Annotated in this window: 13 protein-coding genes; 8 read left to right on the top strand and 5 right to left on the bottom strand. The window is 34.9% G+C overall.

All coding sequences use genetic code 11. The annotated features are described in order from the left end of the window. The first annotated feature begins 124 nt into the window (after nucleotides 1-124). Together AACY93_RS10725 and AACY93_RS10720 are read left to right on the top strand one after the other, a co-directional pair. Nucleotides 125-1,105: a CPBP family intramembrane glutamic endopeptidase gene (locus tag AACY93_RS10725; protein WP_339611942.1), complete on the top strand. Its 981-nt coding sequence runs from the start codon at nucleotides 125-127 to the stop codon at nucleotides 1,103-1,105. Between the two features lie 5 nt (nucleotides 1,106-1,110). Next, nucleotides 1,111-2,190, top strand: coding sequence for an AMP-binding protein (locus AACY93_RS10720; protein WP_286854266.1), 1,080 nt, complete (start codon nucleotides 1,111-1,113; stop codon nucleotides 2,188-2,190). Here the strand turns inward: AACY93_RS10720 and AACY93_RS10715 are convergent, their stop codons facing one another. Beyond that, a complete protein-coding gene (locus tag AACY93_RS10715; protein ID WP_007651215.1) occupies nucleotides 2,191-2,613 on the bottom strand; it encodes a DoxX family protein in 423 nt (140 codons plus the stop codon). A 58-nt stretch (nucleotides 2,614-2,671) separates the two neighbouring features. Beyond that, the gene (locus AACY93_RS10710; protein WP_286854269.1) at nucleotides 2,672-4,300 is read right to left on the bottom strand and encodes a carboxyl transferase domain-containing protein; all 1,629 of its coding nucleotides are present in this window, start codon (nucleotides 4,298-4,300) and stop codon (nucleotides 2,672-2,674) included. Between the two features lie 178 nt (nucleotides 4,301-4,478). Between AACY93_RS10710 and AACY93_RS10705 the strand changes: the two genes are divergently transcribed. From AACY93_RS10705 to ettA, 6 genes are all read left to right on the top strand, one after another. After that, nucleotides 4,479-5,009 (top strand): NAD(P)H-dependent oxidoreductase, encoded by a 531-nt coding sequence (locus AACY93_RS10705; RefSeq protein WP_007651213.1) that lies wholly within the window; start codon nucleotides 4,479-4,481, stop codon nucleotides 5,007-5,009. 2 nt (nucleotides 5,010-5,011) lie between these two features. Next, nucleotides 5,012-5,296, top strand: coding sequence for a GNAT family N-acetyltransferase (locus tag AACY93_RS10700; protein WP_007651212.1), 285 nt, complete (start codon nucleotides 5,012-5,014; stop codon nucleotides 5,294-5,296). A gap of 24 nt (nucleotides 5,297-5,320) precedes the next feature. Further along, nucleotides 5,321-5,758, top strand: coding sequence for a MarR family transcriptional regulator (locus AACY93_RS10695; RefSeq protein WP_286854272.1), 438 nt, complete (start codon nucleotides 5,321-5,323; stop codon nucleotides 5,756-5,758). Between the two features lie 171 nt (nucleotides 5,759-5,929). Next, nucleotides 5,930-6,649 (top strand): pirin family protein, encoded by a 720-nt coding sequence (locus AACY93_RS10690; protein ID WP_286854273.1) that lies wholly within the window; start codon nucleotides 5,930-5,932, stop codon nucleotides 6,647-6,649. A gap of 100 nt (nucleotides 6,650-6,749) precedes the next feature. Continuing rightward, nucleotides 6,750-6,932 carry a CAL67264 family membrane protein gene (locus AACY93_RS10685; RefSeq protein WP_007651202.1) on the top strand — a complete coding sequence of 61 codons (183 nt, stop codon included), beginning with the start codon at nucleotides 6,750-6,752 and terminating at the stop codon, nucleotides 6,930-6,932. A gap of 58 nt (nucleotides 6,933-6,990) precedes the next feature. Next, entirely contained in the window at nucleotides 6,991-8,682 is a 1,692-nt protein-coding gene (gene ettA, locus AACY93_RS10680) for an energy-dependent translational throttle protein EttA (RefSeq protein WP_286854276.1), read from the top strand. 70 nt (nucleotides 8,683-8,752) lie between these two features. Here ettA and AACY93_RS10675 read toward each other — a convergent pair whose 3' ends face one another. The 3 genes from AACY93_RS10675 to AACY93_RS10665 all read right to left on the bottom strand — a co-directional run bounded on the left by AACY93_RS10675 (nucleotide 8,753) and on the right by AACY93_RS10665 (nucleotide 11,412). Continuing rightward, nucleotides 8,753-8,995, bottom strand: coding sequence for a hypothetical protein (locus AACY93_RS10675; RefSeq protein ID WP_286854277.1), 243 nt, complete (start codon nucleotides 8,993-8,995; stop codon nucleotides 8,753-8,755). 75 nt (nucleotides 8,996-9,070) lie between these two features. After that, nucleotides 9,071-9,892, bottom strand: coding sequence for an MBL fold metallo-hydrolase (locus AACY93_RS10670; protein WP_286854279.1), 822 nt, complete (start codon nucleotides 9,890-9,892; stop codon nucleotides 9,071-9,073). Between the two features lie 44 nt (nucleotides 9,893-9,936). After that, nucleotides 9,937-11,412, bottom strand: a complete 1,476-nt coding sequence (locus AACY93_RS10665) for an XRE family transcriptional regulator (protein WP_286854281.1) — start codon at nucleotides 11,410-11,412, stop codon at nucleotides 9,937-9,939. Nucleotides 11,413-11,454: the final 42 nt, after the last annotated feature.

The raw sequence follows: 11,454 nt of genomic DNA, 5'->3' as shown, positions 1-11,454 counted from the left end.
GATATACTGATATGTTAACAGACTTGGGGTTTCCCAAGGAGAAGTTAACCACGATTGTCCCAGGAGAAACTGGTGCGACATTTCCGATGAAAAAAATAAAAATTGGAATTTTAATTTATAATTTATGTATATAGCTCAAGCTTTTAATGCGTTACACGATTGGTGGAGATATTTAGTTGGAATTGTCTTCGTTATTATTGCTGTGGTCATCGGTCAAATTCCGTTTACTGTAGCTGTTTTTATGAAAGCCATTAACGATGGTGAAAGTGTTTTTGGATTGGACGAAACCCAGATGATGACCATGTTGGAACCCAACCTAAATTTGTTTTTAATGTTGCTTTCTTTTGCAATAGGCTTGATTGGGCTGTTTCTGGTTGTAAAATTTCTACACAAGCAAAGTATCACATCTTTAACAACAGTAAGGCCCAAAATTGACTGGAATCGTATTTGGTTTGCTTTTATTTTATGGGGAATTGTAAGCTCTGGTTTTATTACTTTGGATTATTTTTTGTCTCAAGATTATGTGGTTAATTTTAAATTGCAGCCTTTTATTATTTTATGTGTCATAGCTATAGTATTGGTACCATTGCAAACCAGTTTTGAAGAATATTTGTTTAGAGGCTATTTAATGCAAGGCATAGGTGTTTTGGCCAAGAATAAATGGGTACCACTATTAACGACCTCCTTTATATTTGGGATGTTGCATATTGCCAATCCAGAAGTGGACAAATTAGGAAACGTAATTATGGTTTATTATATAGGAACAGGTTTGTTTTTGGGAATCATGACATTAATGGATGAAGGCATGGAGCTTGCTTTAGGATTTCATGCAGCCAACAATTTGTTTACAGCTTTGTTGGTCACAGCCGATTGGACAGCCTTTCAAACACATTCTGTATTAAAGGATATGGCAGAACCAACTTCTGCTAGTTTTACAGAAATATTTATGCCAGTTTTTATACTGTTTCCATTGCTCTTGTTTGTTTTTTCCAAAAAATATCACTGGACCAATTGGTCGGAAAAATTATTTGGTCCTGTTGAAGCACCTTTACTTGAAACAGCCCATCCAGATTCAACCACAGAAGACAATAACCTTATAGAATAACCTTCATGATTCCTACTTACGATAAAGTTCACAATAAATTTAAATTGAACAACAGAAATTATTCATATGAAGAATTAAAAGAAGTTGCTTATAGTTTTATCAAAGAAGGAAAACCTTTTGAGAAGGCACTTGGCGATTTTTTGGCTGATTGGTTGGACTCCAAAGATTACATAAAGACCAAAACTTCTGGAACCACTGGAAAACCTAAAACCATAAAAATAAAAAAACAAGCCATGGTGCATTCTGCCATTGCAACTGGAAATTATTTTGGGTTAAAACCAGGAGACAAAGCCTTACATTGTTTGCCAACCCAATTTATTGCTGGTAAAATGATGCTGGTTCGTGCCATTATTTTAGGACTACAAATAGATGTTGTTGAACCTGCAAGTGTTTTAAATTTCAATACAAAAAAACACTATACCTTTTGTGCCATGGTCCCAATGCAGTTACAACAAAACATAAAAAAAATAAGCCATATAAAAACCCTGATTATAGGTGGCGCTCCTTTGTCCTTTAATCTTAAAGAGCAAATAAAAAACTTGAAAACCAAAGTTTATGCAACGTACGGTATGACAGAGACCATTACACATATTGCAGTTATGCCCTTAAACCATGTTGATGATGATACGTCCAATCCAAGAGTTAAAAACATCTACCACACACTTCCTAATATCAAGATTTCGCAAGATGAAAGACATTGTTTAGTGATTGAGGCACCTCAACTAACCAAAGGGAAATTGGTTACCAATGATGTTGTAACGCTTTATTCCAATACATCTTTTGAATGGTTGGGAAGAATAGATAACGTGATAAACTCTGGTGGGATTAAATTATATCCAGAACAAATAGAGAAGAAGTTGCAGTCTAAGATCACTAACCGTTTTTTTGTTGCTTCAGAGTCTGATAAAAAACTTGGTGAGAGGCTAATCCTAGTTTTGGAAGCTGCTAACAATAATTTACCAGCTACTATTTTTGATGATTTGGATGGTTATGAAAAACCAAAGAGGGTATATGCAGTTTCAAAATTCATTGAAACCACTTCGGGTAAATTGCAGCGTTCAAAAACATTAGAGCTTATTGCCTAATTACATTTGCATTTTTAAATAGTAATCCACAGAATGCTTACCAGAACCGTAAAACACAAAAAACACACACACCAAAAATGTTGCACTTGCCAATAACAAATTGGCTGTGTTAAAGTCTCCCATAAAGTTTACAAGTATGGCTCCAATCAACACAGGAATTTGAACAATAATTGCCCAACGGGTTAATAAGCCAAAAGCAATTAAAATACCACCAACCAAATGGGAAGCTGCTACATAATGAGCCAAAATCATACTTCCAGCATAAGTGTTCAAGGGTTTGATAAGTTCCACCAACAATTCGGTGTTGGATACAAAATGGACACCTTTCATAAAAAGAAAAACGCCTAACGCAATTCGTAAAACATCTAATGGGTAATACGTATGCGCATTAGCCCATTTGTTTAAGGATTTAATTGTTCCCATAACGAAAATGTTTGATTTTCAGTTATTAAGGTACAAAATTTTAGTGAAATATGGAAGTTTAAACTTGAATAACTCCAAGATTAAACTTTTTTTCAATGGGAGCATGATTGGCAGCTTCAATTCCCATACTGATCCATTTTCTGGTATCCAATGGGTCGATAATGGCATCTGTCCATATTCTGGAAGCAGCATAATATGGCGAAACTTGCTTGTCGTAACGGTCTTTAATCTTATTAAAGAGTTCCTCTTCCTTTTCTTTGGTGATAACTTCCCCTTTCTTTTTAAGCGATGCAGTTTCTATTTGCAATAACACTTTGGCAGCACTATTACCACTCATCACAGCCAATTCGGCACTTGGCCATGCAATTATTAATCGTGGGTCGTAAGCTTTTCCACACATGGCGTAATTTCCGGCGCCATAACTGTTTCCAAGTATGACAGTGAATTTAGGAACCACAGAATTGCTCACGGCATTCACCATTTTGGCACCATCTTTAATGATCCCTCCATGTTCACTTTTACTTCCTACCATAAAACCGGTAACATCCTGTAAAAACACCAAAGGAATTTTCTTTTGATTGCAATTGGCAATAAATCGGGTTGCTTTATCTGCAGAGTCGTTATAGATAACACCACCAAATTGCATTTCGCCTTGTTTGGTTTTTACCAGTTTTCTTTGGTTGGCAACAATCCCAACTGCCCAACCATCAATCCTGGCATAAGCTGTAATAATGGTTTTTCCGTAACCAGCTTTGTATTCTTCAAATTCGCTATTATCAACCAAACGTTTGATGATTTCATACATATCGTATTGGTCAGCACGTGATTTTGGCAGAATGCCATAAATGTCTTCTTGTTTTTCTTTAGGCTTAGCAGGAGTAGAGCGATTAAAACCAGCTTTATCAAAATCGCCAATTTTATCAATAATATTTTTTATTCTATCCAAAGCGTCTTTATCATCTTTTGCTTTATAGTCTGTAACTCCCGAAATTTCACAATGAGTGGTGGCTCCACCAAGGGTTTCATTATCTATGGTTTCACCAATGGCTGCTTTAACCAAATAACTACCAGCTAAAAAGATACTACCGGTTTTATCCACTATCATGGCTTCATCACTCATTATGGGCAAATAGGCACCACCAGCCACACAACTACCCATAACGGCAGCGATTTGTGTAATGCCCAAACTGCTCATTATGGCATTGTTTCTAAAAATTCGTCCAAAATGTTCCTTATCTGGAAAAATTTCGTCCTGCATAGGAAGATATACTCCAGCAGAATCCACTAAATATATAATTGGCAACTTGTTTTCTATGGCAATTTCCTGAGCACGTAAATTCTTTTTTCCGGTTATAGGAAACCAAGCTCCTGCTTTTACAGTGGCATCGTTGGCAACTACCATACATTGCTTTCCTTTAATGTAACCAATTTTCACCACAACGCCTCCAGACGGACAGCCACCATGTTCTTCGTACATGTCTTCACCAGCAAAAGCGGCAATTTCTATGCTATTTTTTTCTGCATCCAAAAGGTAATCAATACGCTCTCTTGCAGTCATTTTACCTTTGGAATGGTGTTTTTCAATATTCTTTTTTCCTCCTCCAAGCTTTACTTGGGCTAAACGTTTTTTTAATTCTGAAACTAAAAGTTTATTGTAATCTTCGTTTTTGTTGAAGTTTATGTCCATAGAAATATTTATTTGCTACGAATTTACAAAAGTAGAACATGGTTTAAAAGCGAATATTTTGTTAAATAATATTACATGGAATTAGTTTCCTTGGAAACTATTTGCATTTTACATATATTTGCAATGAAACATAAATAGGTTATCCTCATTCAAGGACATTAAAAATATAATACAATACATGAAACACATTTTAGCATTTGCAGGAAGTAACAGCAAAGATTCCATTAACAAACAATTGGCCGTTTACGCTTCAAGATTGATTGACGATGTAACTGTTACCATTTTGGATTTAAATGATTTTGAATTACCAATTTACAGTAAAGACTTAGAAGCAGAACAGGGAATTCCAGCAAACGCTCTGTCATTTCTGGATCACATAAAAAAATGTGATGGTATTATTTTGTCATTGGCTGAGAACAATGGAGCTTATACAGCAGTGTTTAAAAACATTTTTGACTGGTTATCCAGGGCAGAACAGAAAACCTTTTTAAACAAGCCCATGTTGTTAATGGCAGCAGCACCTGGAGCTAGAGGAGGCGCTTCGGTTTTAGCCATGGCAATGGACAGGTTTCCAAGACACCAAGCACAAATTATTGCAGATTTTTCTTTGCCATTTTTTGAAACCAATTTTTCAGATGGAAAAATAACCAACAAAGAGCTTGATGACGCATTAAAAAACAAGATTAATTTATTTAAAAACGCCATATAATTATGAATATACAACATGAAGACAATGGAACTAGAGGTAAGTTTTACATTGAAATAGACAATAAACAAGAAGCAGAAATGACCTATCGTTATAAAAATAACAACATTATTGATATAGATCATACCGAAGTCAAAGAAACTTTAAAAGGACAAGGAATAGGTTATAAATTAATTGATGCAGCTGTTTCCTTTATGAGGGAAAACAACTTAAAGGCTGCACCAACCTGTTCTTATGCCAAGGCCGTTTTTGAGAAAAAACAAGACCAGTACAAAGATGTTATTGCTTAAAATTGTTGCAAAGGAATAAATGACATGGGAAATCTTTCAAAAGAAATCAACTCGAAATTTGCAAATGCTAAGGTGAAAGCCCTAGTCAATGTTTTATACACGGCAAATTGGATTTCCAGTTTTCAAAACGAGTTTTTTAAGCCTTTCGGGATTTCTCCTCAGCAGTACAATATTCTTCGAATCCTGAATGGCACAGACCAAGCTTTGAAGGTACAAACCATTAAAGAGCGTATGATAGAGCGTTCTCCCAATGCAACCAGGTTAATGGATAAACTCATTGCCAAACAGTTTATAGAGCGTTTTCCCTGTATGGACGACAGGAGAGTGGTTTACATAAAAATCACTAAAACAGGAAAACAACTTTTAGAAAGTATTTCGGAAGATTTTAATCACGATTTGCTAAAAAACATTTCTGAAGAAGAAGCTAAACAATTAAGCGATTTATTGGATAAAATGAGATAATAAATTCCTAAGGAAAGAAAAATTTCAACACTAGCTTTTCAACTAGAAATTTGAGTTATTACTTTTTTTAAAAACAGGATATAATTTTAATTAATCACTTTCCATTGAAAAAATTGAAACCTACTTTCTTGTCTGCAATAGGCAGACGAGGCAATAAAAATTTACTATAAAATGAAAACAGTATTACATAAAGCAGAAGATAGAGGTTATGCCAATCATGGATGGTTACAGGCAAATCATTCCTTTAGTTTTGCAGGTTATTTCAACAAAGACAAAATTCAATTTGGTGCATTAAGAGTTTTAAATGACGATATCATTGCCCCAAAAATGGGTTTTGGAACTCATCCACATGACAATATGGAAATTGTAACCATTCCACTAAGTGGTGTTTTAAAACATCGCGACAGTATGCATCAAAACTGGCAGCAAGTACTTCCTGGAGAAGTACAGGTTATGAGTGCAGGAACAGGTGTACAGCATTCAGAAATCAATGGTTCGGATGATACACATTTGAGTTTGTTTCAAATTTGGATCATGCCAAATAAACAACATGTGGAACCTCGTTATGACCAAAAATCATTTCATGATGAAGACAGACAAAACAAACTGCAAACTTTAGTCACTTCCATAGATGAAAATCACGAAGGAAGTTTAAAAATTCATCAAGATGCCATAATTTCCAGAATAGATTTGGACAAAGGAAAAACATTTGAGTATACTTTAAAAAGCGACAATCATGGCGTGTATGTAATGACTGTTTTTGGACAAGTAAGCATTGCAGACGTCACCTTAGGGACTCGTGATGCATTGGGTGTTTCAAATGCAGTAGGTTTTTCAATAGATGCAATGGAGGGATCCAGCTTATTGTTTATAGAGGTTCCCATGGGATAACCCATAAAAATAGTTCAATTAAAAAGCAGCTATTTCAATGCGTTTTTTGTTTAAAAAATATCGATATTTGCATTTCTACTAATTACAAATTTTAGATATAATGGCAATGAATAAAAATACCGTTTTAGCTTGGGCAACGTGGATTATGATTTTTGTAGGATTAGCTTTAATTGCTTTGGGAGCATTTAGATACGACGATGTTGCAGGCTGGGGTTTTGCTGCTGTAGGAATTGGTTTTTTTGCTGTAGCATGGGTTTTTAACGCGCTAAAAGGAAGAGTCTAAGAGTTTGTGGTTTAAAACTACAAGCTAATTCTATTTAACAATTTAACTTATTAAAAAAATGAGCGATGATAAAAAAGTAATTTTCTCTATGTCTGGTTTAACCAAGACCTATCAGAGCGCCAATACTCCAGTTTTAAAGAATATTTATTTAAGTTTCTTTTATGGAGCCAAAATAGGGATTTTAGGACTTAACGGTTCTGGTAAATCCACCTTATTGAAAATAATTGCTGGCGTTGATAAAAACTATCAAGGAGATGTAGTGTTTTCTCCTGGGTATACAGTTGGATACTTGGAACAGGAACCAAAACTGGACGAGACCAAAACCGTTATGGAGGTTGTAAAGGAAGGAGCAGCTGAAACAGTTGCCATTCTGGAAGAATATAATAAAATTAATGATATGTTTGGTCTGGAAGAAGTTTATAGCGATCCAGATAAAATGGAAAAGCTCATGAACAGACAAGCTGTGCTCCAGGACCAAATTGATGCTTCAGATGCTTGGGAATTGGATACCAAACTTGAAATAGCCATGGACGCCTTGCGAACTCCTGAAGGTGATAAAAAAATTAGTGTGCTCTCTGGTGGAGAAAAACGCCGTGTAGCTTTATGTAGATTGCTTTTACAAGAACCAGATGTATTATTGTTGGATGAGCCTACCAACCACTTGGATGCCGAGTCGGTTCATTGGTTGGAACATCATTTGGCACAGTACAAAGGCACTGTAATTGCTGTGACACACGATAGATATTTCTTAGATAATGTAGCAGGTTGGATTTTAGAGTTGGATAGAGGAGAAGGGATTCCTTGGAAAGGGAATTATTCGTCATGGTTGGATCAAAAATCCAAACGTATGGCACAAGAAGGAAAATCTGCTTCCAAGCGTCAAAAAACCCTAGAACGTGAGTTGGAATGGGTTAGACAAGGTGCTAAAGGAAGACAAACCAAGCAAAAAGCCCGTTTAAAAAATTACGATAAACTATTGAGTCAAGACCAAAAACAATTGGACGAAAAACTGGAGATTTACATTCCAAATGGACCTCGTTTAGGAACCAATGTTATTGAAGCCATTGGAGTAAGTAAGGGTTATGACGATAAATTATTATACGACAATTTAAATTTCAACCTTCCTCAAGCTGGTATTGTTGGTATTATTGGACCAAATGGAGCTGGTAAAACCACCATTTTTAAAATGATTATGGGCGAAGAAACTCCTGATAAAGGGGAGTTTAAAGTAGGTGAAACAGCAAAAATTGCCTATGTGGACCAAACCCATTCCAATATAGATCCTGAAAAAACCATTTGGCAAAATTTTAGCGATGAGCAAGAATTGATTATGATGGGAGGAAAACAAGTCAATTCCAGAGCCTATTTAAGTCGTTTTAATTTTAGTGGGAGTGAACAAAACAAAAAAGTAAAAATGCTTTCTGGTGGAGAACGAAACAGATTGCATTTGGCCATGACACTTAAAGAAGAAGGAAACGTCCTGTTGCTGGATGAGCCAACAAACGATTTGGATGTTAATACCTTAAGGGCTTTAGAAGAAGGTCTGGAAAATTTTGCTGGTTGTGCTGTAATTATTAGTCACGACAGATGGTTCTTGGACAGAATTTGTACACACATTCTTGCTTTTGAAGGAAACTCCGAAGTGTATTTCTTTGAAGGTAGTTTTAGTGACTACGAAGAAAACAAAAAACAACGTCTTGGAGGCGATTTGATGCCTAAACGAATTAAATATAGAAAATTAGTAAGATAAATTTTTATATGGAAACAAGTAAAAAGCCTGCAATTGCAGGCTTTTTAGTTTTATGGAAACATAATTGGTTTTAATTGTTATCGTACAGGTGACTTTCTGTAAAATCTTTGTAAACTTTAGTTTCTTCATCGGTATCTGAAGAGAACGATTGACTTAGTTTTTCACTTTCTTTCCTTAATAAATAAGATTTCCTTAACCCTAAAATCAAAAGCACCAAGAAAAAAATAACTGAAATAGATAAGGCTGTAACAATACTGGATTGTTCAATAAGCGCCAAGGAGAAGGTTCCTGAAAGTGAAAATACTTGTGACATTGTAGGTACTTGATTTGGTTAATAGCTAATCAAATATAAACATTTTTTTTAACTAAACAACTAGTTATTAAAAGACTATGGATTTTTGTACCAATCCAATTGTATCACTTCTATGTCTTTGTTCCCTTTGTTTACAAGTGATTTAAATTTTTCTACATCACTAAAACCCTCGGTTCCTCTGTAATGATATGGATAAACTTGTTTAGGTTTAAAATCCAAAACTGCACTGGCTGCACTTTCAACGGTCATGGTGTATGGCAAATTCATACAAACAAATGCCATATCTATATCCTTTAATTGTCTCATTTCAGGAATGTCTTCAGTATCACCAGAGATATAAACACGTTTGCCTCCAAATTCTACAATATAACCATTGCCACGACCTTTAGGATGGTACTGCAAAGCGTCTTCCCTTAAATTATACATAGGAACCGAATATACTACCACATCCAAACCAGTTTTTGTGTAATCTACTTTGGCATTATTTCTTACAGCAAACATGTTGTATTGCAAAGGTTCAGGTATTTTAATGGCTACATCAGGAGGTACTATGGGCTGGGCAGAATCTGTCATGACACTTTTAAAAGTTTCCAAATCGAAGTGGTCTCCATGAATGTCTGTAATTAAAATAACACTTGGTGGTTTTTCATCTTTATATAACTCTGCGCCACCAACAGGATCTACATAAATTACAATGTCTTCGTGTTCTAAGATAAAACTTGCATGGTTAATGGGCTTTACAGTAATATCTGAAATGGTTTTTTTATTTACAATTTCAGCAACCGTGTCCGTTTGCACTCGTTCCTCGTTAAATTTGGATGTTTGTTTATCAGATTTACAACTAAATGATAAACACGTTACAATGCATAAAGTTAATATAGTGAGTTTCTGTTTCATTTGAAATATGGTATTTAAAATATAAAATTATTAAAAATTGGCAACTAACTGAATTTTTTCATCAAATCTTCAACCACCAATGCAATTTGTTTGTTCTTGGCTTTATGTTCCAAACGAATGGCAGGCGCCTGACGTACCTGGCAATCTTTTATATTACATCGTTCGCAAGTGACACCTACATCCATTTGCTGGATATTTGCATGTTCTAAAAAAGCTAGTTTTCTCAGTAATTGTTTGTCTATCAACAAACCCAATGCGATGCTTCTAAAATGGCCTTCTTTAAACGGGTCTTTTGTAGCAGAAGAGAGCACCAAATATCGCATATCATCGCTTGGATAATTTGATATTTGCATATTGAAAATATGTTCTTTTTGTGTATTGCTTATTTCTTTTAAAACCTTTAAAGATACCCAGCGCCTGCAATAATGTTCGTTGGATTCGTTGGCATGTGGAGAGTGTTGATGCGATAAATGCAATTCTTTTTTAAGATGAAACCTTTCGGTTCCTGCACGATGTGTAAACCTTAAAAAAAACAGGTTTTGAATGTTGAATTCTTTTGGTAAAATATTGGTTAAACGTTGATAAAACGATTCTGGCGACGCATTAAAAGATTTAATGATATCTAAAAACAGAGTTTCGTCAAATGCTTTTTTAGCAAAAAGCTTATGGAGTTTTTCTGAAATGGATGCTTTAGGTAAAATTAAGGCACCAGCAAAATAAGAGGCATAAAAATTATTTAGGACTTGATCGAAATTTTCAAATTTAATCCATGAAAAGGTATACAGTCGTTCCTTGAATTCCAGATAATTATAAGCTAGTTCTTTAGCATAAATGAAGGTCTTTTGTGCTTCGTCCATTCTACTTGCCAAAAGCAATGTTTTTGTATTGGGTACATAAACAGAACGTAAATTGTCCAGTTCTTGATGTTTGTCAAGTTCTGTTTGGTTCATGGTATAGCCAAATTCTTCAATAAGGATTTCTTCCAATTCGTGTGAAGTAATTGGTTTTGTTAAATCAATTTGATAGGCTTTGGCGAAGGAAACAACACTTTGTTCTATTTCATCAAAATAGTTGTTGTTGGCTTCTTGGAAAGAACGAACGGAAGCCAAATAAAAACTCTCACGGCTAAAGTTATAATTTTGGGCAATTTCTATAATGGTGCTAATAAAGGCATTTACCTTGGCAGGAGCATTGGCTACAATATCAATTAAATTGCTTTCCTTGATGCCAAATAGTTCAAGAGGGATTTCCTTAAGTATTTTAGATTGAAGAATCTCACCTATGGGAGCTAAGTTCTTATCCAGCTTTAAAGAAACCATTTGGTCGTATGGAACATCCAATTTTTCTGAAAGGATGGCAATTTTATCGGGTTTGGGATATTTTTTCCCTTTTTCAATTTCGTTTAAATACGATTTTGATAAGCCTGATAGCTTGGAAAGCCCAAAAAGAGATAAGTTTCTTTCGGTTCGTTTTTGTTTTAATTTTAAACCAAAGATGAGTTTAATATAGTCTTCTTCCATGATTACAAAGATAGCTTTTTATGCGAACGTTCGTTTTTCGAA

Source organism: uncultured Xanthomarina sp., from assembly GCF_963971605.1.
Taxonomy (GTDB): domain Bacteria; phylum Bacteroidota; class Bacteroidia; order Flavobacteriales; family Flavobacteriaceae; genus Xanthomarina; species Xanthomarina gelatinilytica.
Note: the sequence above shows the minus strand (reverse complement) of the source record. Positions and strands in the feature narration are given on the sequence as shown.

What these genes read in the sequence shown, in the direction of transcription:
- AACY93_RS10720 (WP_286854266.1), top strand. Translation starts at nt 1,111, where the DNA reads ATGATTCCTACTTACGATAAAGTTCACAATAAATTTAAATTGAACAAC.
- AACY93_RS10690 (WP_286854273.1), top strand. Translation starts at nt 5,930, where the DNA reads ATGAAAACAGTATTACATAAAGCAGAAGATAGAGGTTATGCCAATCAT.
- AACY93_RS10695 (WP_286854272.1), top strand. Translation starts at nt 5,321, where the DNA reads ATGGGAAATCTTTCAAAAGAAATCAACTCGAAATTTGCAAATGCTAAG.
- AACY93_RS10700 (WP_007651212.1), top strand. Translation starts at nt 5,012, where the DNA reads ATGAATATACAACATGAAGACAATGGAACTAGAGGTAAGTTTTACATT.
- AACY93_RS10705 (WP_007651213.1), top strand. Translation starts at nt 4,479, where the DNA reads ATGAAACACATTTTAGCATTTGCAGGAAGTAACAGCAAAGATTCCATT.
- AACY93_RS10685 (WP_007651202.1), top strand. Translation starts at nt 6,750, where the DNA reads ATGGCAATGAATAAAAATACCGTTTTAGCTTGGGCAACGTGGATTATG.
- AACY93_RS10725 (WP_339611942.1), top strand. Translation starts at nt 125, where the DNA reads ATGTATATAGCTCAAGCTTTTAATGCGTTACACGATTGGTGGAGATAT.
- ettA (WP_286854276.1), top strand. Translation starts at nt 6,991, where the DNA reads ATGAGCGATGATAAAAAAGTAATTTTCTCTATGTCTGGTTTAACCAAG.
- AACY93_RS10710 (WP_286854269.1), bottom strand. Translation starts at nt 4,300, where the DNA reads ATGGACATAAACTTCAACAAAAACGAAGATTACAATAAACTTTTAGTT.
- AACY93_RS10665 (WP_286854281.1), bottom strand. Translation starts at nt 11,412, where the DNA reads ATGGAAGAAGACTATATTAAACTCATCTTTGGTTTAAAATTAAAACAA.
- AACY93_RS10675 (WP_286854277.1), bottom strand. Translation starts at nt 8,995, where the DNA reads ATGTCACAAGTATTTTCACTTTCAGGAACCTTCTCCTTGGCGCTTATT.
- AACY93_RS10670 (WP_286854279.1), bottom strand. Translation starts at nt 9,892, where the DNA reads ATGAAACAGAAACTCACTATATTAACTTTATGCATTGTAACGTGTTTA.
- AACY93_RS10715 (WP_007651215.1), bottom strand. Translation starts at nt 2,613, where the DNA reads ATGGGAACAATTAAATCCTTAAACAAATGGGCTAATGCGCATACGTAT.